General features: G+C 52.4%; 27 protein-coding genes. 24 read left to right on the top strand and 3 right to left on the bottom strand.

What is annotated here, in order from left to right:
• Window positions 1-350 precede the first annotated feature (350 nt).
• Window positions 351-1307, top strand: coding sequence for a 23S rRNA pseudouridine(955/2504/2580) synthase RluC (rluC, locus tag ABIB59_RS01605; RefSeq protein WP_354033786.1), 957 nt, complete (start codon window positions 351-353; stop codon window positions 1305-1307).
• A gap of 90 nt (window positions 1308-1397) precedes the next feature.
• On the opposite strand, the gene ABIB59_RS01600 is transcribed toward rluC, so the two are convergent.
• Complete coding sequence (locus ABIB59_RS01600) at window positions 1398-1982, bottom strand: Maf family protein (protein WP_041851731.1); 585 nt, start codon at window positions 1980-1982, stop codon at window positions 1398-1400.
• Window positions 1983-2123: 141 nt separating this feature from the next.
• On the opposite strand from ABIB59_RS01600, the gene yceD reads away from it, so the two are divergent.
• From yceD to ptsG, 14 genes are all read left to right on the top strand, one after another.
• Entirely contained in the window at window positions 2124-2645 is a 522-nt protein-coding gene (gene yceD, locus ABIB59_RS01595) for a 23S rRNA accumulation protein YceD (protein ID WP_041851730.1), read from the top strand.
• A 51-nt stretch (window positions 2646-2696) separates the two neighbouring features.
• Window positions 2697-2870, top strand: coding sequence for a 50S ribosomal protein L32 (gene rpmF / locus ABIB59_RS01590; protein ID WP_020457446.1), 174 nt, complete (start codon window positions 2697-2699; stop codon window positions 2868-2870).
• Window positions 2871-2934: 64 nt separating this feature from the next.
• Window positions 2935-3969 (top strand): phosphate acyltransferase PlsX, encoded by a 1035-nt coding sequence (plsX, locus tag ABIB59_RS01585; protein WP_072039780.1) that lies wholly within the window; start codon window positions 2935-2937, stop codon window positions 3967-3969.
• Between the two features lie 6 nt (window positions 3970-3975).
• A complete protein-coding gene (locus ABIB59_RS01580; RefSeq protein WP_079496439.1) occupies window positions 3976-4929 on the top strand; it encodes a beta-ketoacyl-ACP synthase III in 954 nt (317 codons plus the stop codon).
• 16 nt (window positions 4930-4945) lie between these two features.
• Complete coding sequence (gene fabD, locus ABIB59_RS01575) at window positions 4946-5875, top strand: ACP S-malonyltransferase (RefSeq protein WP_079496440.1); 930 nt, start codon at window positions 4946-4948, stop codon at window positions 5873-5875.
• Window positions 5876-5887: 12 nt separating this feature from the next.
• The gene (gene fabG / locus ABIB59_RS01570) at window positions 5888-6622 is read left to right on the top strand and encodes a 3-oxoacyl-ACP reductase FabG (RefSeq protein ID WP_041851726.1); all 735 of its coding nucleotides are present in this window, start codon (window positions 5888-5890) and stop codon (window positions 6620-6622) included.
• 154 nt (window positions 6623-6776) lie between these two features.
• The gene (gene acpP, locus ABIB59_RS01565; RefSeq protein ID WP_000103754.1) at window positions 6777-7013 is read left to right on the top strand and encodes an acyl carrier protein; all 237 of its coding nucleotides are present in this window, start codon (window positions 6777-6779) and stop codon (window positions 7011-7013) included.
• 89 nt (window positions 7014-7102) lie between these two features.
• The gene (gene fabF / locus ABIB59_RS01560; protein WP_041851725.1) at window positions 7103-8344 is read left to right on the top strand and encodes a beta-ketoacyl-ACP synthase II; all 1242 of its coding nucleotides are present in this window, start codon (window positions 7103-7105) and stop codon (window positions 8342-8344) included.
• A 127-nt stretch (window positions 8345-8471) separates the two neighbouring features.
• Window positions 8472-9287: an aminodeoxychorismate lyase gene (gene pabC, locus ABIB59_RS01555; RefSeq protein ID WP_071195442.1), complete on the top strand. Its 816-nt coding sequence runs from the start codon at window positions 8472-8474 to the stop codon at window positions 9285-9287.
• Complete coding sequence (gene yceG, locus ABIB59_RS01550; protein WP_041851723.1) at window positions 9284-10306, top strand: cell division protein YceG; 1023 nt, start codon at window positions 9284-9286, stop codon at window positions 10304-10306. The genes pabC and yceG overlap by 4 nt, the downstream gene beginning before the upstream one ends.
• A complete protein-coding gene (tmk, locus tag ABIB59_RS01545) occupies window positions 10296-10937 on the top strand; it encodes a dTMP kinase (RefSeq protein WP_041851722.1) in 642 nt (213 codons plus the stop codon). The genes yceG and tmk overlap by 11 nt, the downstream gene beginning before the upstream one ends.
• The gene (gene holB, locus ABIB59_RS01540; protein ID WP_079496441.1) at window positions 10934-11938 is read left to right on the top strand and encodes a DNA polymerase III subunit delta'; all 1005 of its coding nucleotides are present in this window, start codon (window positions 10934-10936) and stop codon (window positions 11936-11938) included. The genes tmk and holB overlap by 4 nt, the downstream gene beginning before the upstream one ends.
• 10 nt (window positions 11939-11948) lie before the next feature.
• Window positions 11949-12743, top strand: a complete 795-nt coding sequence (locus tag ABIB59_RS01535) for a metal-dependent hydrolase (protein WP_079496442.1) — start codon at window positions 11949-11951, stop codon at window positions 12741-12743.
• 299 nt (window positions 12744-13042) lie between these two features.
• Window positions 13043-14476, top strand: coding sequence for a PTS glucose transporter subunit IIBC (gene ptsG, locus ABIB59_RS01530; RefSeq protein ID WP_041851719.1), 1434 nt, complete (start codon window positions 13043-13045; stop codon window positions 14474-14476).
• 181 nt (window positions 14477-14657) lie between these two features.
• Here the strand turns inward: ptsG and fhuE are convergent, their stop codons facing one another.
• The gene (gene fhuE / locus ABIB59_RS01525; RefSeq protein ID WP_354033754.1) at window positions 14658-16838 is read right to left on the bottom strand and encodes a ferric-rhodotorulic acid/ferric-coprogen receptor FhuE; all 2181 of its coding nucleotides are present in this window, start codon (window positions 16836-16838) and stop codon (window positions 14658-14660) included.
• A 335-nt stretch (window positions 16839-17173) separates the two neighbouring features.
• Here fhuE and hinT point away from each other — a divergent pair, with 335 nt between their 5' ends.
• The 8 genes from hinT (at window position 17174) to ABIB59_RS01485 (ending at window position 23308) form a co-directional block, all read left to right on the top strand.
• Window positions 17174-17533 (top strand): purine nucleoside phosphoramidase, encoded by a 360-nt coding sequence (hinT, locus tag ABIB59_RS01520; protein WP_090087896.1) that lies wholly within the window; start codon window positions 17174-17176, stop codon window positions 17531-17533.
• Between the two features lies 1 nt (window position 17534).
• Window positions 17535-17909: a YcfL family putative periplasmic lipoprotein gene (locus ABIB59_RS01515; RefSeq protein ID WP_041851716.1), complete on the top strand. Its 375-nt coding sequence runs from the start codon at window positions 17535-17537 to the stop codon at window positions 17907-17909.
• A 10-nt stretch (window positions 17910-17919) separates the two neighbouring features.
• Window positions 17920-18582 carry a penicillin-binding protein activator LpoB gene (lpoB, locus tag ABIB59_RS01510; protein WP_041851715.1) on the top strand — a complete coding sequence of 221 codons (663 nt, stop codon included), beginning with the start codon at window positions 17920-17922 and terminating at the stop codon, window positions 18580-18582.
• Window positions 18563-19387 carry a thiamine kinase gene (gene thiK, locus ABIB59_RS01505; protein WP_107222862.1) on the top strand — a complete coding sequence of 275 codons (825 nt, stop codon included), beginning with the start codon at window positions 18563-18565 and terminating at the stop codon, window positions 19385-19387. Before lpoB ends, thiK begins: the two co-directional genes overlap by 20 nt.
• A 2-nt stretch (window positions 19388-19389) precedes the next feature.
• Window positions 19390-20415, top strand: coding sequence for a beta-N-acetylhexosaminidase (gene nagZ, locus ABIB59_RS01500; protein ID WP_107222888.1), 1026 nt, complete (start codon window positions 19390-19392; stop codon window positions 20413-20415).
• Window positions 20416-20454: 39 nt separating this feature from the next.
• Window positions 20455-20997, top strand: a complete 543-nt coding sequence (gene ycfP, locus ABIB59_RS01495; protein WP_041851713.1) for an alpha/beta hydrolase YcfP — start codon at window positions 20455-20457, stop codon at window positions 20995-20997.
• 271 nt (window positions 20998-21268) lie between these two features.
• On the top strand, window positions 21269-22573 hold the full coding sequence (locus ABIB59_RS01490; protein ID WP_041851712.1) for an NAD(P)/FAD-dependent oxidoreductase: 1305 nt from the start codon (window positions 21269-21271) through the stop codon (window positions 22571-22573).
• Window positions 22574-22768: 195 nt separating this feature from the next.
• The gene (locus tag ABIB59_RS01485; RefSeq protein ID WP_041851711.1) at window positions 22769-23308 is read left to right on the top strand and encodes a glycine zipper 2TM domain-containing protein; all 540 of its coding nucleotides are present in this window, start codon (window positions 22769-22771) and stop codon (window positions 23306-23308) included.
• Window positions 23309-23774: 466 nt separating this feature from the next.
• On the opposite strand, the gene ABIB59_RS01480 is transcribed toward ABIB59_RS01485, so the two are convergent.
• Window positions 23775-24407 carry a TetR/AcrR family transcriptional regulator gene (locus ABIB59_RS01480; protein WP_165158386.1) on the bottom strand — a complete coding sequence of 211 codons (633 nt, stop codon included), beginning with the start codon at window positions 24405-24407 and terminating at the stop codon, window positions 23775-23777.
• A gap of 244 nt (window positions 24408-24651) precedes the next feature.
• On the opposite strand from ABIB59_RS01480, the gene bhsA reads away from it, so the two are divergent.
• Window positions 24652-24909: a multiple stress resistance protein BhsA gene (gene bhsA, locus ABIB59_RS01475; protein ID WP_041851709.1), complete on the top strand. Its 258-nt coding sequence runs from the start codon at window positions 24652-24654 to the stop codon at window positions 24907-24909.
• Window positions 24910-24962: the final 53 nt, after the last annotated feature.

Below are 24962 nucleotides of genomic sequence, written 5' to 3'. Positions count from 1 at the left end.
CCGGTAAGGACTGCAACCCGCAGCCCGCTAACTGCCTGAAAGTCCAATACGTCTTACGCCATTGCTGCGTGTATGGTCGGACAGGCAAAACTGGTCATTCCGCACAATTGCTTGTTATAACAAGATCCAACGCGGAAAACTGCAACATTATTCCTTGCGAACCCTGTTATAGCAAGCTGACTTTTACCTTTTATCACCCGGTTACTCACAGTTTTTTCACTTTTGCCTGGCGATTGGTTTAATAACCGCCAAAACGTCTGTGTCGAACGAAGCAGGCCAGGATCAAAAGTAAATATAAGCATATAAAAATGAGTGGCGCTATTCATCGACGCTATTTAGAATCGCCTCCCATGAAAACTGAGACTCCTTCCGTAAAAATTGTTGCTATCGCCGATGACGAAGCGGGGCAACGCATCGATAACTTTTTACGCACCCAACTGAAAGGTGTGCCAAAAAGTATGATTTACCGCATCTTGCGTAAAGGCGAAGTCCGCGTGAATAAAAAACGCGTGAAGCCGGAATATAAGCTGGAAGCGGGCGATGAAGTGCGTATTCCACCTGTCCGCGTTGCGGAACGGGAAGAGGAAGCGGTTTCGCCGCACCTGCAAAAAGTTGCCGCGCTGAGCGACGTCATTCTTTATGAAGATGAACATATCCTGGTGCTGAATAAACCGTCTGGCACTGCGGTACACGGCGGTAGCGGGTTAAGTTTTGGCGTCATTGAAGGGCTGCGTGCATTACGTCCGCAAGCGCGTTTTCTGGAACTGGTGCACCGTCTGGATCGAGACACCTCCGGTGTGCTGCTGGTCGCCAAAAAACGTTCCGCGCTGCGTTCCCTGCATGAGCAGTTGCGTGATAAAGGCATGCTGAAAGATTATCTGGCGCTGGTGCGCGGGCAGTGGCAGTCCCACGTCAAAGTGGTGCAGGCGCCGCTGTTGAAAAATATTCTCCAAAGCGGTGAGCGTATTGTGCGCGTGAACCAGGAAGGAAAGCCGTCAGAAACCCGCTTTAAAGTCGAAGAGCGTTATGAAGCCGCGACACTGGTGCGGTGTAGCCCGGTAACGGGTCGTACGCATCAAATTCGCGTCCATACCCAATATGCGGGTCATCCGATTGCCTTTGACGATCGATATGGTGATCGTGAGTTTGATAAACAACTGGCAGGCACCGGGTTAACACGGCTGTTTCTGCATGCCGCGGCGTTGAAGTTTACCCACCCCAATACCGGCGAAACTATTCGTATAGAAGCGCCGCTGGACGATCAACTCAAGCGCTGTCTGCAAGTGCTACGCAACAAGAAAGCATAAGTAAGGGCGGTCATGGTGACCGCCTTTATTCTGTCTGATGGCTGTTACCATCCGACTTTCCTTACATAACCTCAGTCATGAGCAGATTTATTAGCGCGATAGCGGGTTACAGCCTTCCCGGCGCAGCATCTGGCACAGTGCAATCAGCGGCAGGCCAACCAGCGTATTCGGATCGCGACCTTCCAGACGGTCAAAAAGCGCAATCCCAAGACCTTCACTCTTAAAGCTTCCCGCACAGTGCAGTGGGTTTTCTTTACGCACGTAGTCTTCTATTTCCTGGGCACTCAGGTGGCGAAAATGCACATCGAAAGGTTCGCACTCGGTTTGTAAATGACCCGTTGCGGAATTAAACAGCGCCAGCCCGGTATAAAATGTCACAATATTTCCGCTGGCCCGGGTTAATTGCTGACGTGCATTTTCTTCGGTCAGCGGCTTGCCGGTAATTTCACCTTCCAGCATGCACACTTGATCAGATCCAATAATCAAATGGTGGGGAAAGCGTTGAGCCAGAGATTGCGCTTTCTCTTGCGCCAGTCTCAGCACGAGGTGGCGGGGGGACTCGCCGGGTTGTGGGGTTTCGTCGGTCAGTGGCGCGGCACATTCAAACGCCAGCCCGAGCTTCTCTAATAACGCACGACGCCAGGGCGATGTCGATGCAAGAACAATATCTGACATATTTTTTTCACCAAATATGGCTTAACCATGACAGGCATTTTAAACTGTAGGCCGCAATGTGTGCGAATTATTGGCAAAAGGCAACCTCAGGCTGCCTTTTTCTTTGACTCTATGACGTTACAAAGTTAATATGCGCGCCCTATGCAAAAGGTAAAATTACCCCTGACTCTCGATCCGGTTCGCACGGCTCAGAAACGCCTTGATTATGAGGGCATCTATCTGCCCAATCAGGTTGAGCGTGTCGCCGAATCTGTAGTCAGTGTGGACAGTGATGTGGAATGCTCCATTTCGTTCGCCATCGACAACCAACGCCTCGCGGTTATAACCGGTGATGCGAAAGTGACGGTGTCCCTCGAATGCCAGCGTTGCGGCAAGCCGTTTACCCATCAGGTTCACACAACATATTGTTTTAGTCCTGTCCGTTCCGACGAACAGGCTGAAGCACTGCCGGAAGCGTATGAACCGATTGAGGTTAACGACTTCGGTGAAATCGATCTGCTGGCGATGGTTGAAGATGAAATCATCCTCTCCTTGCCCGTAGTTCCGGTGCATGATTCTGAACACTGTGAAGTGTCCGAGGCGGACATGGTCTTTGGTGAACTGCCTGATGAAGCGCAAAAGCCAAACCCATTTGCCGTATTAGCCAGCTTAAAGCGTAAGTAATAGGTTTTCCCCGCTCAAACGGGGGTAAATCGTAATTAAGGAGTAAGGTCCATGGCCGTACAACAGAATAAACCAACCCGTTCCAAACGTGGCATGCGTCGTTCTCATGACGCGCTGACCGCAGTCACCAGCCTGTCTGTAGACAAAACCTCTGGTGAAACCCACCTGCGTCACCACGTTACCGCCGACGGTTTCTACCGCGGTCGCAAGGTAATCACTAAGTAATCACGCGCAAGCGTGATCAAACTTAGTGAGGATTTCCCCGTGAAAACGGGGATTTACCGATACCTTGACTCGTCTAACCCTGGCGTTAGATGTCATGGGGGGCGATTTTGGCCCTTCCGTGACAGTGCCTGCAGCTTTGCAGGCACTGAACTCTAATTCGCATCTTAATCTTCTTTTAGTCGGCGATCCCGACGCTATCACACCATTGCTCGCCAAAGCTGATTTCGAGCAACGCTCGCGCTTGCTTGTTATTCCCGCACAGTCAGTTATTGCCAGCGATGCGCGCCCCTCGCAAGCTGTCCGCAACAGTCGCGGCAGTTCAATGCGTATGGCGCTGGAGCTTGTAAAAGAAGGTCGTGCCGAGGCCTGCGTCAGTGCTGGTAATACCGGCGCGCTGATGGGGCTGGCTAAAATGTTGCTCAAACCCATTGAGGGCATTGAGCGTCCCGCGCTGGTGACTGTTTTACCGCACCAGCAGAAAGGGAAAACGGTGGTGCTCGATTTAGGCGCCAACGTCGACTGCGATGGCAAGATGCTGGCGCAGTTTGCAGTAATGGGTGCGGTGATGGCAGAAGAAGTTTTGGAGATCGCTAACCCCCGCGTGGCGCTTCTGAACATTGGTGAAGAAGAGACCAAAGGCCATGACAACATTCGCGATGCTGCAGCGATTTTAAAAGCGGTTCCGACGATTAACTATATTGGTTATCTGGAAGCGAACGAATTACTCACCGGTAAAACGGATGTACTGGTTTGTGACGGTTTTACGGGAAACGTCACATTAAAAACGATGGAAGGTGTTGTCAGAGTGTTTCTTTCGCTGCTGAAATCTCAGGGTGAAGGGAAAAAACGGTCGTGGTGGCTGATTTTATTAAAGCGTTGGTTACAAAAAAGCCTGAGCAGGCGATTCAGTCACCTCAACCCCGACCAGTATAATGGCGCCTGTCTGTTAGGATTGCGCGGCACGGTGATTAAGAGTCATGGTGCTGCCAATCAGCGAGCATTTACCGTCGCGATTGAACAGGCAGTGCAGGCGGTGCAGCGGCAAGTTCCCCGGCGAATTGCCGCTCGCCTGGAATCTGTGTTACCGGAAAAAGACTGAGCGTACATGTATACGAAGATTATTGGTACCGGCAGCTATCTGCCTGAACAAGTGCGAACTAACGCCGACCTGGAAAAAATGGTGGATACGTCTGACGAGTGGATTGTCACCCGCACAGGTATTCGTGAACGCCGTATTGCTGCGCCAGATGAAACCGTCTCCACCATGGGGTTCGAAGCTGCAAAGCGCGCTCTGGAGATGGCAGGTATCAGTGCGGATGAGATTGGTCTGATTATTGTCGCTACCACCTCCGCAACGCATGCATTCCCTAGCGCCGCATGTCAGGTACAGAACATGTTAGGCGTGAAAGGCTGCCCGGCATTTGATGTTGCTGCTGCCTGCGCGGGTTTCACCTATGCGCTTAGCATCGCCGATCAATATGTAAAATCGGGCGCGGTGAAAAATGCGCTGGTGATCGGTTCTGACGTTCTGGCGCGTACCTGCGACCCTGAAGATCGTGGCACCATTATTATTTTTGGCGATGGCGCGGGCGCAGTTGTGCTCGGCGCATCCGAAGAGCCGGGTATTATCTCTACGCATCTGCATGCTGACGGTAGTTACGGCGAACTGTTAACGCTGCCGAATGCCGATCGTGTGCATCCAGAGAGTCCTATTTTCCTGACAATGGCAGGAAACGAAGTCTTTAAAGTGGCGGTGACTGAGCTTTCTCGCATCGTCGACGAAACCCTCGAAGCGAATAATTTGCAGCGCAGCGAGCTGAACTGGCTGGTGCCGCATCAGGCAAATCTGCGCATTATCAGCGCGACAGCCAAAAAACTGGGCATGTCGCTCGATAACGTGGTGGTGACACTCGATCGTCACGGTAATACTTCTGCGGCGTCTGTCCCTTGTGCGCTGGATGAAGCGGTTCGCGACGGGCGCATTCAGCGCGGCCAATTGATTCTGCTGGAAGCCTTTGGCGGTGGTTTCACCTGGGGCTCTGCGCTGGTTCGTTTCTAGTACTAAGGATAAAAACATGACGCAATTTGCATTTGTGTTCCCGGGACAGGGCTCTCAAACCGTGGGTATGTTAGCTGACATGGCAGCAACTCACCCGGTTGTTGAAGAGACATTCCGTGAAGCCTCTGCGGCACTTGGCTACGATCTGTGGGCACTTGTTCAACAAGGGCCGGCGGAAGAGTTGAATAAAACCTGGCAGACGCAGCCTGCATTGTTGACGGCTTCCGTTGCCTTATGGCGTGTGTGGCAGCAACACGGCGGTAAAACCCCTGCGTTGATGGCCGGCCACAGCCTGGGCGAGTACTCTGCACTGGTCTGTGCAGGTGTTATCCCGTTTGCAGACGCGGTGCGTCTGGTTGAACTGCGCGGTAAATTCATGCAGGAAGCCGTGCCGGAAGGTACTGGTGCTATGGCGGCAATTATCGGTCTGGATGATGCGTCCATCGCCAAAGCGTGTGAAGAGTCCGCGCAAGGGCAGGTTGTTTCTCCGGTAAACTATAATTCTCCGGGCCAGGTTGTTATCGCAGGCCACAAAGATGCGGTTGATCGTGCGGGTGCTGCCTGTAAAGCTGCTGGCGCGAAGCGCGCGCTGCCGCTGCCGGTCAGCGTGCCATCCCACTGTGCGCTGATGAAACCTGCGGCAGAGAAACTGGCTGCAGAATTAGAAAAAATCACGTTCAGCGCTCCGCAGGTTCCGGTTGTAAACAATGTTGATGTGAAATGCGAAACGTCGCCGGAAGCAATTCGTCACGCGCTGGTGCGTCAGCTTTACAGCCCGGTGCAATGGACCAAAAGCGTTGAATTTATGGCATCACAGGGCGTTGAGCACCTGTATGAAGTTGGCCCAGGTAAAGTGCTTACCGGTCTGACAAAACGTATTGTTGATACCCTGACAGCGTCTGCGCTTAATGAGCCAGCCGCGCTGTCAGAGGCACTTGCGCAATAAAAGAGGAAAACCATGAGTTTTGAAGGAAAAGTCGCGCTGGTTACCGGCGCGAGCCGTGGCATTGGCCGCGCAATCGCGGAAGCCCTTGTTGCTCGTGGCGCGAAGGTTATCGGTACTGCAACCAGCGAAAATGGCGCTCAGGCTATTAGTGATTATTTAGGTGCCAACGGTAAAGGTCTGATGTTGAATGTGACCGATCCTGCATCTATTGAATCTGTGCTGGAAAACATTCGTGCCGGGTTTGGCGAAGTTGATATCCTGGTCAATAATGCCGGTATCACTCGCGATAACCTGTTAATGCGCATGAAGGATGACGAGTGGAACGATATTATCGAAACTAACCTGTCATCGGTTTTCCGTCTGTCAAAAGCGGTGATGCGCGCTATGATGAAAAAGCGTCATGGTCGTATCATCACTATCGGTTCTGTGGTTGGTACCATGGGAAATGCTGGTCAGGCAAACTACGCTGCGGCGAAGGCGGGTCTGATTGGTTTCAGTAAATCGCTGGCGCGAGAAGTCGCATCACGCGGGATTACTGTGAACGTTGTTGCTCCGGGCTTTATTGAAACGGACATGACGCGTGCGCTGACCGAAGATCAGCGTGCGGGTATTCTGGCGCAAGTTCCAGCGGGTCGCCTTGGCGGTGCTCAGGAAATCGCCAGCGCGGTTGCATTTTTAGCCTCTGACGAAGCGGGTTACATCACTGGTGAGACCCTGCACGTCAACGGCGGAATGTATATGGTTTAACCACGATTAAAATTATTTGCGTTATTAGGGCGAAAGGCCTCAAAATAGCGTAAAATCGTGGTACGAACTGCCGGGATTTAGTTGCAAATTTTTCAACATTTTATACACTACGAAAACCATCGCGAAAGCGAGTTTTGATAGGAAATTTAAGAGTATGAGCACTATCGAAGAACGCGTTAAGAAAATTATCGGCGAGCAGCTGGGCGTTAAGCAGGAAGAAGTTACCAACAATGCTTCCTTCGTTGAAGACCTGGGCGCTGATTCTCTTGACACCGTTGAGCTGGTAATGGCTCTGGAAGAAGAGTTTGATACTGAGATTCCGGACGAAGAAGCTGAGAAAATCACCACCGTTCAGGCTGCCATTGATTACATCAACGGTCACCAGGCGTAAGTGAACATCTCCAGGCGGTCATTCGACCGCCTGAGTTTTATCTTTTATCCCCCTAATCTTAATCTTTTTTCCCTCCCTGGAGGACAACCGTGTCTAAGCGTCGTGTAGTTGTGACCGGACTGGGCATGTTGTCTCCTGTCGGCAATACCGTAGAGTCTACCTGGAAAGCTCTCCTTGCCGGTCAGAGTGGCATCAGCCTGATCGACCATTTCGATACTAGCGCCTACGCAACGAAATTTGCTGGCTTAGTAAAGGACTTTAACTGTGAAGACATCATCTCGCGTAAAGAACAGCGCAAGATGGATGACTTTATTCAATATGGAATTGTCGCTGGCGTTCAGGCCATGCAGGATTCTGGCCTTGAAGTGACGGAAGAGAACGCAACCCGCATCGGTGCCGCTATTGGTTCCGGTATTGGTGGTCTCGGCCTGATTGAGGAAAACCACAGTTCTTTAGTGAATGGTGGCCCGCGTAAAATCAGCCCGTTCTTCGTCCCGTCGACGATTGTTAATATGGTGGCCGGTCACCTGACCATCATGTTTGGCCTCCGCGGCCCAAGTATTTCGATTGCCACAGCCTGTACATCTGGTGTGCATAATATCGGCCATGCTGCACGTATGATCGCCTATGGCGATGCGGATGCGATGCTTGCCGGTGGCGCAGAAAAAGCGAGTACCCCGCTGGGCGTGGGTGGCTTTGGTGCGGCACGTGCGCTTTCTACACGCAACGATAATCCTCAGGCTGCGAGCCGTCCGTGGGATCAGGACCGTGATGGTTTTGTTCTTGGCGATGGCGCAGGCATTATCATGCTTGAAGAGTATGAGCACGCGAAAAAACGCGGTGCGAAAATTTATGCGGAAATCGTTGGTTTCGGCATGAGTAGCGATGCTTACCACATGACCTCTCCGCCGGAAAACGGTGCGGGTGCTGCTGATGCGATGGTTAACGCCATTCGTGATGCGGGCCTTGAACCTGGCCAAATCGGTTATGTAAACGCCCATGGCACATCGACCCCGGCGGGTGACAAAGCTGAAGCGCAGGCGGTTAAATCCGTGTTTGGTGATGCAGCAAGCCGCATTATGGTTAGCTCTACCAAATCTATGACGGGCCACCTGCTGGGTGCTGCGGGCGCTGTAGAGTCTATCTTCTCTATCCTTGCACTGCGCGACCAGGCTGTTCCGCCGACCATCAACCTGGATAACCCGTCTGAGGGTTGCGATCTGGATTTCGTTCCGCACGAAGCCCGTCAGGTAAATGGTCTGGAGTACACGCTGTGTAACTCCTTCGGCTTTGGTGGTACTAACGGCTCCCTGATCTTCAAAAAGGTCTGAGCGTAGCGCTGTTTATTACCCCAGCCTGTAAAAAGGTCCGCACTGCGGGCCTTTTTTATTCAGTTTTCTCCGCTTGTCCTGCGCAGAGTGTCCTGCCACACTAATCAGCCACGCATAAGGAGCCTCTATGTTGTTGATTAATGGTTGCGAGCAGACATTTCTTGCCGCAAATGACAGAGCGACTCAGTTTGGCGACGGCTGTTTCACGACGGCGCGTATCGACAACGGCACTATCAGTCTATTGGCTGAACATCTGCATCGTCTGAAACTCGCCTGTGACAGGCTCTTTATCCCTTTTAACCAGTGGAAAACGCTGGAAGACGAAATGCGTCGTCTCGCCGCGGGAAGGACGAGTGGGGTTCTGAAAGCAATTATCAGCCGGGGCGGTGGTGGACGTGGTTATAGCGGAGCCGGGTGCCAGAGTCCGACACGTATTCTCAGCGTTTCTGCGTATCCGACGCATTACACTCGCTGGCGAGAAGAGGGGGTTACGCTGTCGCTCAGCCCGGTACGTCTGGGGCGCAACCCGCATCTTGCTGGCATCAAACATCTCAATCGGCTGGAGCAGGTTCTGATCCGCCGTTATCTTGAGCAATCTCACGGTGACGAGGCGCTGGTTCTTGACAGTGAAGGGTGGGTTACGGAATGCTGTGCCGCGAATATTTTCTGGCGCAAAGGCCGCGATGTCTTTACCCCAAACCTGAGTCAGGCTGGCGTTGATGGCATCATGCGGCAATTTTGTCTGCGCCAACTGGCATCTTCCGACTATCGCGTTGTCGAAATCAATGCGTCGCCAGATGCACTTAACACTGCTGATGAAGTCATCATCTGTAATGCATTAATGCCCGTGATCCCCGTACGCGCGTGGGAGGGCATAAGCTGGACTTCCCGGGAGTTGTACCAATTTTTAGCCCCTCTTTGTGAGCATCCGATATCGTCATGAAAAAAATGTTGCGCGTTGTACTCCTCCTTCTGCTGGTCCTGGTGATTGCGGCAGGCGCGGGTATATGGAAAGTTCGCCAGTTGGCCGACAGTAAGCTTCTCATTAAAGAGGAGACTATTTTTACACTGGAAGCAGGAACCGGGCGCGTTGCGTTGGGTGAACAGCTTTATAGCGAGAAGGTGATTAACCGCCCACGCGTGTTCCAGTGGTTGCTGCGCGTGGAGCCTGATCTTTCGCACTTTAAAGCCGGTACCTATCGGTTTACCCCTACTATGACGGTGCGTGACATGCTCCAGTTGCTGGAAAGCGGCAAAGAGGCGCAGTTCCCACTCCGTCTGGTTGAGGGGATGCGGCTAAGTGATTATCTGCAGCAACTGCGCGACGCACCCTATATCAAGCATACCCTGAAAGATGATGAATACGCGACGGTTGCGAAGGCGCTGGATTTCGAGCATGCGGACTGGGTAGAGGGGTGGTTCTGGCCGGATACCTGGATGTATACCGCAAATACCACGGATATTGCACTGCTCAAGCGTGCGCACCAAAAAATGGTGCGGGCAATTGATCAGGCGTGGGAAGGGCGTATGGAGGGGTTACCCTACCAGGATAAAAACCAGATGGTGACGATGGCGTCTATCATCGAGAAAGAGACGGCGGTGGCCAGCGAGCGCGATAAAGTCGCATCGGTCTTTATTAACCGTTTGCGAATTGGGATGCGACTACAAACGGATCCCACCGTGATTTACGGGATGGGGGAGCGGTATAATGGTAAGTTGTCACGTGCCGATCTGGAAACGCCAACGCCGTACAATACCTATATCATCAGCGGCCTGCCGCCGGGCCCGATTGCCACGCCTGGCGAAGCCTCATTGAAAGCCGCGGCGCACCCGGCAAAAACGCCGTATCTCTATTTTGTCGCTGATGGCAAGGGTGGTCACACATTTAACACCAATCTCGCGAGCCACAATCGGTCAGTGCAGGACTATTTAAAAGTACTTAAGGAAAAAAATGGGCAGTAAATACATCGTCATTGAAGGGCTCGAAGGGGCAGGAAAAACCACCGCGCGTGATGTCGTGGTCGACACGCTACGTCAACTGGGCGTAGAGGAGATGGTTTTCACCCGCGAGCCGGGCGGTACGCAACTGGCGGAAAAACTGCGCAGCCTGGTACTGGACATTCGTTCTGTTGGCGATGAGACGATTACGGTTAAGGCCGAAGTGTTAATGTTTTATGCTGCCCGCGTTCAATTGGTGGAGACGGTGATTAAACCGGCACTGGCCAACGGAAGTTGGGTGATTGGCGATCGTCACGACCTCTCTACGCAAGCCTATCAGGGCGGTGGACGTGGCGTTGACCAGACCATGCTGGCAACATTGCGCGACGCGGTGTTGGGTGATTTCCGCCCGGACCTGACGCTTTATCTGGACGTGACGCCCGAAGTCGGACTCAAGCGCGCCCGTGCTCGCGGTGAGCTGGACCGCATTGAACAGGAATCTCTGGATTTCTTCAACCGCACACGTGCCCGTTATCTTGAACTGGCGGCGGCAGATGACAGCATTCGCACTATCGATGCCACGCAATCGCTCGAAGACGTGGTGGCGGATATCCGCCAGACCGTCACCGCCTGGGTGCAGGAGCAGGGCGCATGAGATGGTACCCGTGGCTGCGAGCGGATTATGAGCAACTGGTCGCCAGTTATCATGCCGGTCGCGGACATCATGCCTTGCTGGTCCACGCGCTACCGGGAATGGGTGACGATGCGCTGATCTATGCGCTGAGCCGTTATCTGCTTTGCCAGCATCCGGAAAATGCCAAAAGCTGCGGCCATTGCCGGGGCTGCCAGTTAATGCAGGCGGGGACGCATCCGGATTATTACCCGTTAGCACCAGAAAAGGGCAAGACCACGCTCGGGATCGACGCGGTGCGCGAGGTCAGCGAAAAACTGTATGAACACGCCCGTCTTGGCGGTGCTAAAGTGGTCTGGATTCAGGACGCCGCGCTTTTAACAGAGGCCGCGGCAAATGCCCTGCTTAAAACGCTGGAAGAGCCGCCGAAAGAGACCTGGTTTTTTATGAGCTGTCGCGAACCGGCGCGCTTACTGGCAACCTTGCGTAGCCGCTGTCGGATGCATCACCTCGCGCCGCCTGCCGAGAACTATGCCTGCGCCTGGCTTGCTCGCGAGCACAGCGCGTCACAAGAGACTATTGTCAGCGCATTACGCCTGTGTGGCGGCGCACCCGGTGCGGCAGAGCAACTGCTGCAGGCGGACAACCTCGCACCGCGTCAGGCGCTGTGTCAGTCCCTTGGGCAGATACTCAATAATGGCGACTGGCTTTCGCTACTGGCGATATTGAACCACGAACAGGTGGCCGAACGCCTGCACTGGCTGGCGACACTGCTGCTCGATGCCCTCAAGGTTCAGCAAGGCGCAACATTGCTGACGAATATGGATGCGATAATGCTGGTGCGCCAGCTTGCCAGCCAGTTTAATGGCGAACGCCTGCAAGCCTGCCTTCACGCGGCGGTTGAATGCCGCGAACAGTTGATGACCGTAGTGGGCGTCAACCGTGAATTGTTATTGACCGACCTTTTATTACGCATTGAGCGCTACCTGCAACCCGGCGCTACGTTGCCCGGACAGCATTTCTAAGAGAGAGATTATGTTTTTAGTCGACTCCCATTGCCATCTTGATGGCCTGGATTATCAGTCGTTACATACGGATGTTAATGACGCGCTAGAAAAAGCCGCGGCCCGCGACGTGAAATTCTTCCTCGCCGTGGCGACGACACTGCCGGGTTACCGCAGTATGCGCGACCTGGTGGGAGAGCGTAGCGATGTGGCTTTTTCCTGCGGCGTACATCCGCTCAATCAGGATGAAGGCTATGCGGTGGAAGATTTACGCCGCATGGCCGCAGAAGAAGGCGTTGTGGCAATGGGTGAAACGGGTCTGGACTATTATTACACGCCGGAAACCAAAGCCCGCCAGCAAGCGTCGTTTCGTGATCATATCCGTATTGGTCGTGAGCTGAATAAGCCGGTAATTGTTCACACCCGTGATGCGCGGGCAGATACCCTGGCTATCCTTCGCGAAGAAAAGGTGACGGATTGCGGAGGCGTACTACACTGTTTTACGGAAGACAGGGAAACGGCAGGTCAGTTATTAGATCTGGGCTTCTATATCTCGTTTTCCGGGATCGTCACCTTCCGTAACGCGGAGCAACTGCGTGATGCGGCGCGTTACGTTCCGCTCGATCGTTTGCTGGTGGAGACAGATTCACCTTATCTGGCACCGGTTCCTCATCGCGGTAAAGAAAACCAACCGGCGTATGTCCGGGATGTTGCTGAATACATGGCAGTTTTGAAGGGCGTTTCGGTCGACGAACTGGCGCAACAAACCACAGAAAACTTCGCCAGACTGTTCCATATCGATCCGGCCCGCCTGCAATCCCTCTGAATTTTCAGCTTATTTTAGTGCTCGTAATTAATAAGTAATGAGAGTAAAGTTCACCGCCACAAAAGAGGCGGTGAACGCTTTTTTTGACACATTCGGTAATGGGTTTTGTAAATCTATGAAAGTTTTGCCTCTGGCGCTAACTGAAACGTGATAGCCGTCAAACAAACTTATGCGGATTTATTTTACTCTGTGTAATAAATAAAGGGCACTTAGATGTCCTGTTCACAGCACGGTTCTCCCCCCGTGCCAATGCGCAAAAAGCGTAAAAAAAGCACAAATACTCAGGAGCACTCTCAATTATGTTTAAGAATGCATTTGCTAACCTGCAGAAGGTCGGTAAATCGCTGATGCTGCCGGTATCCGTACTGCCTATCGCAGGTATCCTGCTGGGCGTCGGGTCTGCTAACTTCAGCTGGCTGCCAGAAGTGGTTTCTCACGTAATGGCCGAAGCAGGCGGTTCTGTTTTTGCTAACATGCCGCTGATCTTCGCTATCGGTGTTGCTCTTGGCTTCACCAATAACGATGGCGTATCCGGTCTTGCTGCTGTGGTGGCCTACGGCATCATGGTGAAAACCATGTCCGTGGTTGCACCTCTGGTACTGCATTTACCTGCAGAAGAGATCGCGGCTAAACACCTGGCAGATACCGGTGTCCTCGGTGGTATCATCGCCGGTGCCATCGCTGCGTATATGTTTAACCGTTTCTACCGTATCAAGCTGCCTGAGTATCTGGGCTTCTTCGCCGGTAAGCGTTTTGTTCCGATTATCTCCGGTCTGGCCGCTATTATCTTCGGTGTTGTGCTGTCCTTCATCTGGCCACCGATTGGTACTGCTATTCAGGAATTCTCTCAATGGGCTGCCTACCAGAACCCGGTTGTTGCGTTCGGTATCTACGGCTTCATCGAGCGCTGCCTGGTACCGTTTGGTCTGCACCATATCTGGAACGTTCCTTTCCAGATGCAGATCGGCGAATTCACCAACGCAGCAGGCCAGGTATTCCACGGCGATATCCCGCGTTACATGGCAGGCGACCCGACTGCGGGCAAACTGTCTGGCGGCTTCCTGTTCAAAATGTATGGCCTGCCGGCTGCTGCTATCGCGATTTGGCACTCTGCTAAACCAGAGAACCGCGCGAAAGTGGGCGGTATCATGATCTCCGCAGCGTTGACCTCGTTCCTGACCGGTATCACCGAGCCGATCGAGTTCTCTTTCATGTTCGTTGCGCCGATCCTGTACGCAATCCATGCGATTCTGGCTGGTCTGGCATTCCCGATCTGTATCCTGCTGGGTATGCGTGACGGTACGTCCTTCTCTCACGGCCTGATCGACTTCATCGTCCTGTCCGGTAACGGCAGCAAACTGTGGTTGTTCCCGGTTGTAGGTCTGTGCTATGCAGCGATTTACTACACCGTGTTCCGCGTACTGATTAAAGCGCTGGATCTGAAAACCCCGGGTCGTGAAGATGCGTCCGAAGAGTCTAAAGCTGGCGCAACCAGCGAAATGGCTCCGGCACTGGTCGCTGCGTTCGGCGGTAAAGAAAATATCACTAACCTGGATGCTTGCATCACTCGTCTGCGCGTTAGCGTTGCCGATGTGGCAAAAGTTGACCAGCCTGGTCTGAAAAAACTGGGCGCGGCAGGTGTGGTGGTTGCTGGTTCTGGTGTACAGGCAATTTTCGGTACTAAATCCGATAACCTGAAAACCGAAATGGATGAGTACATCCGTAGCAACTAAGCCGTAAAGTCTGGGGAGACTGAGGCAGCCGAAAGGCTGCCTTTTTTACATTCAAGGGTTTTACATTTAAGGCAAATGAGACAAGAAGGTCATCTGTCACGTCAGAAAGGTGAAGGGCAATGAGATATAAAAAAGCCCGTCAGCGAACTAACGGGCAGGGGTTAGCATCTGAACACCGTCATCAGAAGCTATAGCTGGCGCTGAGGGAAAAATTACGCGGTGCGCCGTAGACGGTATAGCTGCCTACATAATCGTAGTACTCACGGTCAAACACATTGTTCAGATTTGCCTGGACGGCGAAATCTTTAGTGACCTGATAGCGCCCGAACAGATTCACCAGTGCATAGCTGCCTTGTTCTGCGCGCTGGGTATCTGACACGTCGGTCCAGACTTTGTTCTGCCAGTTTACCCCTCCGCCGATTGTTAACTCAGGCAGTGCCGGCAACTGATAGCGGGTAAACAACTTCATGGTGGTTCGCGGTTGATCGGAACTGACTGCCTTGCCCTGCTTGTCTTCGGCAATAAAGCGAGTCGCACCGAAGGTTAACTGCCAGTTATCGGTCAGCGCACCGTTCAGCTCAAATTCGATACCTTTACTGACGATGCCATCCAGGGATTCATAGATGGACTCCCCGCCTGGCATGTAAGTGTACGTATTACTGGCGACACCGTCTTGCTCGATACGGAACACGGCAAGGGACGTTGTCAGGCGGGTGCTAAACCAGTCTGCTTTCACACCCGCTTCATAGCTCTTACCGGTGGTTGGATCGAGATAGCGCCCGGATGCGTCACGTTTGTCCTGCGGCTGGAAGATCTCGGTATAGCTGGCGTATGCGGACCAGTCTTCGTTGATGTCATAGACCAGGCCTGCATACGGTGTGACATCGTCTTTGGTGCTTTCAAGCCGGGTAGAAGGTGAACCTGACGGGTTGTAGCGAATATTGTATTCGGTATAACGTGCGCCCACGATCAGGTGCAGTGGATCGGCCAGCGAGACACGCGCAGAGGTGTAGGCAGAAGACTGACGAATATCGTCCTTGCTATACAGCGCCCATGGTGTCCATGCCGGGTCGGCAATATTACCACTCCAGCCGCTGTTGAATGAGCCCACATCGACAATCGTCCCAGGCGTGTCCGGCAGGGAATTGTCATAATGGTTACGCTGGCGGCTGTAGCTTGCGCCGAACATCAACTCATGCTGGCGGCCAAACAGGTCAAAACCGCCACGCATGAAGGCATCAATGGCATCCTGTTTACGCTCACCACGGTTCCAGCCGCCGTAACCGACCATTCCCAGGCCTGTGGCTTCATCCGGATAACCGTACATATACATCGTTTTGGTATCGAAATTGGTTTCCGCATGCATACCGTTAACATGCGCTTCCCAGCCATTGCCAAACCGCTGCGTCAGGTTGGCGAAGACTTTGGTGTTGTCTTTATCGGAATAGGCCCAGTTTGGCGCAACGGTTGTGCTGCGGTCATATTTCGCTTTGCTGCCATCGGCGTACCAGGTCGGCAGACCGCCCCAGGTGGGGCTGTCAGTCTGGCTTTCCTGATATTCATATCCCAGCGATAAGGTGGTGCTGTCGGTTACGTCAGCATCAACAACACCGTAGATGAATTTCTTGCGGTAGTGGTATGTGTCCACCCAACTGTCATTATCCTGGTAACCGGTAATGACGCGGCCACGTACTTTGCCCGATTCGGTCAGCGGAGCCTGCAGATCAAGGATATAACGTTGTTTATCCCAGCTACCGTAAGTGGCGGACACGTTACCTTTGAATTCAGTACTATCCGCATGCTTACGCACCATGTTGACATAGGCCGCCGGGTTACCAGTACCGGACATCAAACCCGTCGCGCCACGTACCACTTCAATGCGGTCATAGATGGCGGTATCGGCGGCGGTGTCGCCAAAGTTCCAGACTTCACTAATGGAGGTTGGAAGATCGTCGTAGGCGTAGTTGCTGACAAAGAAGCCACGTGAATAAAACACGGTGCGATCGCTGTCCTGTACCTGCGCGGTGACGCCGGTGGTATTGGTCAATACTTGCCCGATTGAGTTCAGGTTCTGATCCTGCATACGCTGCTGACTGATAACGCTTACCGACTGCGGGATATCGCGCGGCACGAGCAGCAGTTTTGTGCCGGTGGTGGTGGTCTGAACGCTATAGTCCTGGTCCTGGTGGGTATCGCTTTGGTCGCCGGATGCGCCTTCAACGATAACGGTCTCATCAGTGCCGGATGTGGATGCTGCAAAACCTGCGGCTGGTGTCAACGCGAGCCCAATACAAACGGCCAGCAATGATGGCGCGCTGTTAAACGGACGCTGCTCATTCCTGGCGTTAATGGTGAAAGACATTATTAACCCTTAATGGTATGTGAACGGGATTGTCCGGATCGCGATGCATTGTCGGCGTCCGGTCTGTTTTTATTTTTCAGTTAATAAACGCGCATGAAAATGCAAATGCGAAATATACGCATTCATACTTGAGATGTAAACAGATGTAATATCCGTGGCTGAGTGGTTGATTTAACGCGGTTATGGGTAAGGGTTGGTTATAACACCACCAGCCGGTGGCGAAATCTTGAAGAAAAAGAGCGTTATAGTTGAAACAGCCGGAGAATCTCGCTCATACTCTACACTGTATCTCGTGATGGGGCGGTTTCGCCCGCGCGTATAAAAAGGAAAACGTCATGGCCGAAGAAACCATTTTTAGTAAGATTATCCGTCGGGAAATTCCGTCGGACATCGTCTATCAGGATGAATTAGTTACCGCTTTCCGTGATATCTCTCCCCAGGCTCCGACGCATGTTCTGATTGTGCCGAATATCCTCATTCCTACCGCTAATGACATTACCGAAGCGCATGAACAGGCGATGGGACGGATGATGACCGTAGCGGCAAAAATTGCCCGTGCTGAGGGCATTGCGGAAGATGGTTATCGCCTCATCATGAACTGTAACCGCCACGGCGGACAGGAAGTCTGGCATATCCATATGCATTTGTTGGGTGGTCGCCCCTTAGGCCCGATGCTGGCACATAAAGGCGAGTGATATGATCAACGGACGCGTTGCACTTCTGGTGACGGCCCTGGCGTTAGTCGGCTGTGGCTCGCGTCCTGCGATCCCGGTGGCCAATGATCAAACGCTGGTGATGGAAGCCAATGTTCTGGCCGCAGGTATCACCGCTGACTCCCCCACGCTGAGCACGCAGGAAATCCAGCCCTCTGCCTCGTCTCGCCTGTTCAATGAACGCGCGCAGCCGGTAACCATTAATTACCGTTTTTACTGGTACGACGCCAGAGGCCTGGAAATGCACCCGCTCGAAGAACCGCGTAGGATCACGATCCCGGCGCACTCTGCTGTCACACTTTATGGAAATGCAAATTTCCTGGGTGCGCACAAGGTCAGACTTTATCTCTATCTATAAGGGGTGAAAATTGATTAAAACATTAGGACGTTTCGCGCTGCTGGCCACAGTGGCCGTTATCCTTTCCGGGTGTATTACGCGCGGCGAGCAAGAACCCGCGCCAGTTGAACAAGCGAACCCAACGCCACAACAGCCTGTTCCGCAGCAACCGCAGCCGTCGCAACCTGTACCGACGGTGCCGTCTGTTCCGTCGATCCCGGAGCAACCAGGGCCAATCGAACACCCTGATCAAACGACTCAGCCGACGCCGCGTGAACGTCACTATGACTGGAACAGCGCCGTACAGCCGATGATGGGTAAAATGTTGCAGGCGAGCGGAGCCTCTGCGGGTAACGTACTGCTCGTTGACAGTGTGAACAACCGGACAAACGGTTCGGTGAACACCAGCGAAGCAACTGAAACCCTGCGCAGCGCGCTGACCAACAATGGCAAGTTTACGCTGGTTTCGGCGCAGCAACTGTCAATTGCCAAGCAGCAACTGGGCCTGTCACCGCAGGATAGTCTCGGTACACGCAGTAAAGCTATTGGTATTGCCCGCAATGTAGGGGCCCAGTACGTGCTGTATTCCAGCGCGACAGGTAATGCCAATGCGCCGACGCTGCAAATGCAACTGATGCTGGTGCAGACTGGCGAAATTGTCTGGTCAGGTAAAGGTGCGGTTCAGCAACAATAATCTTACGCGTGACGCGCTGTTGTCACGCTATTTCCCGCATTATGCTCCCGTCGAAGGCCAGGATACTGGCATGAGTGGCGGGAGCTGTCTTATCAGCAACGGTCATCATCGTCTGGTTTTACGTCAACAGCATCAGGCGACATCGTCACCCTTTCTGCGCCAGTATCGCGCGCTTAAACGATTACCGCGCCACATCGCGCCGCAACCGCACTTCTTCGCTAAAGGCTGGATGGCAATTGATTATATTCCTGGCGATGTACAAAGCAGTTTGCCGGATAGCCATAACCTTGCGGCCTTACTGTATGATCTGCATCGCTGTCCTCCCTTTGGCTGGCGTCTTAACCTGTTGCCTTTACTGGAAACGTACTGGCAGCAATGTTTGCCGTCGCGCCGTACGCTGTTCTGGCTGCAGCAATTAAAAGCACGCAGGCGCCAGGGCGAGCCGCTACCCTTGCGACTGGCTCCATTACATATGGATGTCCATGCGGGTAACCTGGTGCACAGCCAGGACGGGTTGCGGTTGATCGACTGGGAGTATGCTGGTGACGGTGATATCGCGATGGAGCTGGCAGGTGTCTGGACCGGGAGTGAGCATCAGCGCCGTGAACTGGTGGCTGAATACGCACGCTGTGCCATGCTCGATGAAACGCAATTATGGCGCCAGGTCGTTCGCTGGCGTCCGTGGATAGCAATGTTGATGGCGGGCTGGTTTGAATGCCGTTTGCAGCAGACGGGCGATCAACAATTTATAACGCTGGCCGATGATGCATGGCGCCAGTTAAAGATGAAAGGAAAAGAGAGGTGAGTGTGGGTCCGGTCATGTTAGATGTGCAAGGCTACGAACTGGATGCGGAAGAGCGCGAAATTCTGGCGCATCCGCTGGTGGGTGGCCTGATTCTGTTTACCCGCAATTATCACGATCCGGCGCAGTTGCGCGAACTGGTACGCCAGATCCGCGTCGCGTCGCATCATCGCCTGGTGGTCGCGGTCGATCAGGAAGGGGGGCGGGTCCAGCGCTTTCGTGAAGGATTTACCCAACTGCCGGCAGCACAATCTTTTGCAGCACTGCTGGGAATGGAAGAGGGCGGCAGAGTGGCAGAAGAGGCGGGCTGGCTGATGGCAAGCGAGATGATTGCGATGGATATCGACATCAGTTTCGCGCCCGTGCTTGATGTGGGCCATATCAGCGCGGCGATTGGCGAACGCTCTTACCATGAAGATCCGGCAAAAGCGCTCTCTATCGCAGGACGTTTCATTGATGGTATGCACAGCGCGGGCATGAAAACCACCGGTAAGCATTTTCCGGGACATGGTGCTGTGACGGCCGATTCACATAAAGAGACGCCGCGCGATCCGCGTGCTCAGGCGGAGATCCGCAGCAAAGATATGGCGGTATTCCGCACGTTGATTGAACAGGGCAAGCTGGATGCGATTATGCCTGCGCACGTTATTTATACGGATGCGGATTCGCGCCCGGCCAGCGGTTCTCCCTACTGGCTGAAAACGGTGCTGCGTGGTGAACTCAATTTTGATGGCGTGATTTTTTCAGACGATTTATCGATGGAAGGCGCGGCGATCATGGGCAGCTATGCTGAGCGTGGACAGGCATCGCTGGATGCAGGTTGCGATATGATCCTGGTCTGTAATAATCGTAAGGGCGCAGTGAGTGTGTTGGATAACCTGTCGCCGATCAAAGCAGAGCGTGTTACGAAATTGTATCATAAAGGTTCATTTTCCCGTCAGGAATTGCTGAGTTCTGAACGCTGGAAGGCTGCCAACCGTGAACTGGAGCAACTCCATGCGCGTTGGCAGGAATACAAGTCGGCTCAGTGAACCTTTGTAGGCGGGGTACTGGAGTAGGGTGAGGATACAATGATCATCTATTTGCACGGTTTTGACTCAAACAGTCCTGGAAATCATGAGAAGGTGTTGCAGCTGCAATTTATCGATCCGGACGTCAGGTTGATCAGTTACAGCACGCGTCATCCGAAGCATGATATGCAGCATTTGTTAAAAGAGGTGGACAAAATGCTGCAGCTAAACGTGGATGAACGGCCGCTCATTTGCGGTGTGGGGCTGGGAGGATACTGGGCGGAGCGCATTGGTTTCCTGTGCGACATTCGGCAGGTTATGTTCAACCCTAATTTGTTCCCGTTTGAGAACATGGAAGGCAAGATCGACCGGCCGGAAGAGTACCTCGACATTGCCACCAAGTGTGTGTCGAACTTTCGCGAGAAAAATCGCGATCGCTGTCTGGCTATCCTTTCTCGCCGTGATGAAGCGCTGGACAGCCAGCGTTCATCGGACGTTCTGCACCATTACTATGAAATTGTCTGGGACGAAGAACAGACGCACAAGTTTAAAAATATCTCGCCGCACCTGCAGCGAATTAAAGCTTTTAAAACACTCGGTTAATCCCCTCAGCCCGACACTCGTCGGGCTTTGTTTTGCTGCCTTTGCCCCCATGTTTTAGCGCACGTTTTCGCCCAGTTTGTTTCATAGCAACTACACTTGTTCATCTTTTAGGCATCAAAACTTGATGCATATCAATTTTGGTATGACCAATGCACCGTTCATGTTATTCTCACTGGCATCATTTGGTTTTCATGATGTAACTTGTTGTTAATTAAGAGTTATATTTATAACCTTTAATTAACAATTGGTTAATAATTTTGAGGGGGTCACGTTGACTACACCATTGAAGAAAATTGTGATTGTTGGCGGTGGTGCTGGCGGGCTTGAACTGGCGACACAGTTGGGTAAAAAATTGGGCCGCGGTAAAAAAGCGAAGGTTACGCTGGTGGATCGCAACCACAGCCACCTGTGGAAACCACTGTTGCACGAAGTGGCAACAGGGTCGCTGGATGAAGGCGTTGATGCGCTGAGCTATCTGGCGCATGCGCGTAATCACCATTTCCAGTTCCAGTTGGGCTCGGTGGTTGATATCAATCGCGAAGCGAAGACCATCACTCTGGCAGAGTTGCGTGACGAGAAAGGCGAACTGCTAGTGCCTGAACGTAAGCTGGCGTACGACACGCTGGTAATGGCGTTAGGCAGTACTTCGAATGACTTCAACACCCCTGGCGTGAAAGAGCACTGCATTTTCCTCGATAACCCGCATCAGGCACGCCGTTTCCACCAGGAGATGCTGAACCTGTTCCTGAAATACTCTGCCAGCCTCGGGGCAAACGGCAAAGTGAACATCGCTATCGTCGGTGGTGGTGCAACGGGAGTAGAGCTCTCTGCCGAATTACATAACGCGGTAAAACAGTTACATAGCTATGGCTATAAAGGTCTGACCAATGAAGCGCTGAACGTGACGCTGGTGGAAGCGGGTGAGCGTATTTTGCCTGCGTTGCCGCCGCGTATTTCCGGAGCTGCGCACAATGAGCTGACCAAAATGGGCGTGCGTGTTCTGACTAAAACTATGGTTACCAGCGCCGATGAAGGCGGTCTTCATACTAAAGACGGTGAATACATCAAAGCCGACCTGATGGTTTGGGCGGCGGGTATCAAAGCGCCGGACTTTATGAAAGAGATAGGCGGCCTGGAAACGAACCGTATTAACCAGTTAGTCGTTGAGCCGACACTGCAAACTACCCGTGATGCGGACATTTATGCCATTGGCGACTGTGCTTCATGCGCGCGTCCGGAAGGGGGCTTTGTGCCACCGCGCGCTCAGGCTGCACACCAGATGGCCAGCCTCGCGCTGCACAACATCCTGGCGCAAATGAAAGGTAAACCGACGAAGTCCTATGTCTATAAAGATCACGGTTCGTTGGTTTCACTTTCCAACTTCTCGACCGTAGGGAGCCTGATGGGTAACCTGATGCGTGGGTCCATGATGATTGAAGGGCGTATTGCACGCTTTGTTTATATCTCACTGTACCGCATGCATCAGATTGCGCTGCATGGTTACTTCAAGACGGGGTTAATGATGCTGGTCGGCAGCATTAACCGTGTGATCCGTCCCCGCCTGAAATTGCATTAATTTGCCTGACTGCTCTCCTGCATAGTGTTGCAGGGGAGCAGTACATCCTTCTGTCATACAGTCAGTATATGCTCGGATAACTCCGAATCATGCTGGATTCTCCCTAATCTCTCCTTTTTTCCTCTCATTCCGATTGGCTTCGTACACTCCCAAGTTGCAAAATTGTTACGAATAGCAAACCAGGGAGGAAATCCTGTGAATAAATCAATGTTAGCGGGTATCGGTATTGGCGTGGCCGCTGCTCTGGGTGTCGCAGCGGTTGCAAGTATGAATGTCTTCAATCGCGGGCCGCAGTATGCGCAGGTGGTTTCCGCCACGCCAATCAAAGAATCCATCAAAACACCGCGTCAGGAGTGTCGTAATGTCACGATGACGCATCGTCGTCCGGTGCAGGATGAAAATCGTCTGACCGGTTCTGTACTGGGTGCTGTTGCCGGTGGGGTTATCGGTCATCAGTTCGGCGGGGGTCGTGGTCGCGATGTCGCCACGGTCGTCGGCGCGCTGGGCGGTGGCTACGCCGGGAACCAGGTCCAGGGCGAAATGCAGGCAAGAGATACATACACCACCACTGAGCAACGTTGTAAAACGGTGTATGACAAATCGGAAAAAATGCTGGGGTATGACGTCACTTACAAAATTGGCGACCAGCAAGGGAAGATCCGCATGGATAAAGACCCTGGAACCCAGATCCCACTGGATGACAACGGTCAGCTTATTTTGAATAACAAAGCCTAAAATAGCAGTACTGTACCCATTGGCTCCTCAATTGCTCAGGCTGAGGAGCCTTTTTTACAGGCCGAAGATTCAGATAAGATCGTGCTGGCGATAGAGCAGAAAGCCGGTAATGACCACAGAGATGAAGGCGAATAAAACCGAACCACCACATACAACCCAGAGCCCGAATAACAATGTTATTACTATTAGCACTTTAAGTAATGGTAATAGCAAAATCATTTCCATTTTCCTTCTGAATGTGAATAGTCAGCCAAAGTACATAAATTCCGTATATACAATAAGATAGCGTAGGGTTAGAACAATAAATTCGCTTATGTCGTCATCCTGACGTTTATGGTTCTTTTACGACTAATGGTTAGCAGCGAAATAATTCCTGTTTAATATTAGCAAAGCGGCAAAAACGACATGCTGTTTTCACCTATTAATATAATAGGTGAAAACGATAATTATTGCTAAGGAGGGCAAATCAGGATGTGGTCAACTGAGGCCATAAACGCAGAGTCGTCGCGGAAATTTGCAGCAATTTCTCACAACTTGCGCCTTCACGTGCGCTGATAGACATGCCCTGCAGCACACAGCTTAAAAACTGCGCCAGTTCCTGAACATCCGCGTGAGCGGGGATTTCCCCCCTTTGCTGACGTTGTTGCAAAAACTTGAGCAACAGTTGTTCCTGCTGCGCATGGCGTGACTTAATGGTCTGCGCAATTGCCTGCGAAGAGGCGGCCAGCGTCGCGGAGGTATTGATCAGAAAACAGCCCGCCGGAGTTTCAGTGCTGGTAAAGCAGTGTGCCACCGCCGTGAAGTAATCTTTTAACGCCTGCCCCAGCGGTTTATCGTCGCATAACAACTGGGCTTCATGTTTTGCTGCAAAAAGCGAGATGTAGCGATCCAGCACTGCGCGGAACAGGCCTTCTTTATTCGTAAATTCCGCATACAGCGTCGGTGCTTTCGCGCCCGTTGCCTCTACGAGATCTGATAATGACGTGGCTTCGTAGCCATGCTGCCAGAATAATGCCATGGCCTTATCAAGCGCCACTTCCCTGTCGAACACTTTCGGTCGGCCACGGCTTTTTTTCATACAAGTGACTTCACTGGTCATAGTGCCGTTCAACCTTTGTTGGTTTGTTGAACAATCATTATAAAAATAAATGCTGTCAGACACCAGAGGCAAAATAGCACAAATTAATAAATTCTATCTATATGATAAATAAGGATTTGTTAATTTAATTAACGTTCGTTATTAAAATGCATTGACGAGTGACATAGATCACACTTATGATTTGTCTATCGATCGTTAAGTAAATGCTTACGACGCTACTTTCATCTGCTACAGGAACAAAATCATGAAAAACGTTAAAACTCTGATCGCCGCTGCCGTACTAAGCTCACTCTCTTTTGCAAGCTTCGCTGCCGTTGAAGTTCAAAACGCACCGGCAGGCCAACAGGAAGTCGCTGTTATTGGTGCTTCTGCGGGTGCTAACCTCTCTTCTGTTGAAGATCAACTGGCACAAAAAGCCGATGAAATGGGTGCAAAATCTTTCCGTATCACCTCTGTGACCGGTTCCGATACTCTGCACGGCACCGCAGTACTGTACAAATAAGTTAAGCCACTGAATTAACCCTCATAAAAAAGCCTCGCAATTGCGAGGCTTTT

The organism is Citrobacter sp. UYEF32 (assembly GCF_040546205.1).
In the GTDB taxonomy this organism is placed as follows: Bacteria; Pseudomonadota; Gammaproteobacteria; order Enterobacterales; family Enterobacteriaceae; genus Phytobacter; species Phytobacter diazotrophicus.
The sequence above is the reverse complement of the archived record's forward strand: the minus strand, read 5'-3'. Positions and strand labels throughout refer to the sequence as shown.

Coding starts and splice junctions, on each gene's coding strand:
- rluC (WP_354033786.1), top strand. CDS start 351: ATGAAAACTGAGACTCCTTCCGTAAAAATTGTTGCTATCGCCGATGAC.
- ABIB59_RS01600 (WP_041851731.1), bottom strand. CDS start 1,982: ATGTCAGATATTGTTCTTGCATCGACATCGCCCTGGCGTCGTGCGTTA.
- yceD (WP_041851730.1), top strand. CDS start 2,124: ATGCAAAAGGTAAAATTACCCCTGACTCTCGATCCGGTTCGCACGGCT.
- rpmF (WP_020457446.1), top strand. CDS start 2,697: ATGGCCGTACAACAGAATAAACCAACCCGTTCCAAACGTGGCATGCGT.
- ABIB59_RS01580 (WP_079496439.1), top strand. CDS start 3,976: ATGTATACGAAGATTATTGGTACCGGCAGCTATCTGCCTGAACAAGTG.
- fabD (WP_079496440.1), top strand. CDS start 4,946: ATGACGCAATTTGCATTTGTGTTCCCGGGACAGGGCTCTCAAACCGTG.
- fabG (WP_041851726.1), top strand. CDS start 5,888: ATGAGTTTTGAAGGAAAAGTCGCGCTGGTTACCGGCGCGAGCCGTGGC.
- acpP (WP_000103754.1), top strand. CDS start 6,777: ATGAGCACTATCGAAGAACGCGTTAAGAAAATTATCGGCGAGCAGCTG.
- pabC (WP_071195442.1), top strand. CDS start 8,472: ATGTTGTTGATTAATGGTTGCGAGCAGACATTTCTTGCCGCAAATGAC.
- yceG (WP_041851723.1), top strand. CDS start 9,284: ATGAAAAAAATGTTGCGCGTTGTACTCCTCCTTCTGCTGGTCCTGGTG.
- tmk (WP_041851722.1), top strand. CDS start 10,296: ATGGGCAGTAAATACATCGTCATTGAAGGGCTCGAAGGGGCAGGAAAA.
- holB (WP_079496441.1), top strand. CDS start 10,934: ATGAGATGGTACCCGTGGCTGCGAGCGGATTATGAGCAACTGGTCGCC.
- ABIB59_RS01535 (WP_079496442.1), top strand. CDS start 11,949: ATGTTTTTAGTCGACTCCCATTGCCATCTTGATGGCCTGGATTATCAG.
- ptsG (WP_041851719.1), top strand. CDS start 13,043: ATGTTTAAGAATGCATTTGCTAACCTGCAGAAGGTCGGTAAATCGCTG.
- fhuE (WP_354033754.1), bottom strand. CDS start 16,838: ATGTCTTTCACCATTAACGCCAGGAATGAGCAGCGTCCGTTTAACAGC.
- hinT (WP_090087896.1), top strand. CDS start 17,174: ATGGCCGAAGAAACCATTTTTAGTAAGATTATCCGTCGGGAAATTCCG.
- ABIB59_RS01515 (WP_041851716.1), top strand. CDS start 17,535: ATGATCAACGGACGCGTTGCACTTCTGGTGACGGCCCTGGCGTTAGTC.
- ycfP (WP_041851713.1), top strand. CDS start 20,455: ATGATCATCTATTTGCACGGTTTTGACTCAAACAGTCCTGGAAATCAT.
- ABIB59_RS01480 (WP_165158386.1), bottom strand. CDS start 24,407: ATGACCAGTGAAGTCACTTGTATGAAAAAAAGCCGTGGCCGACCGAAA.
- bhsA (WP_041851709.1), top strand. CDS start 24,652: ATGAAAAACGTTAAAACTCTGATCGCCGCTGCCGTACTAAGCTCACTC.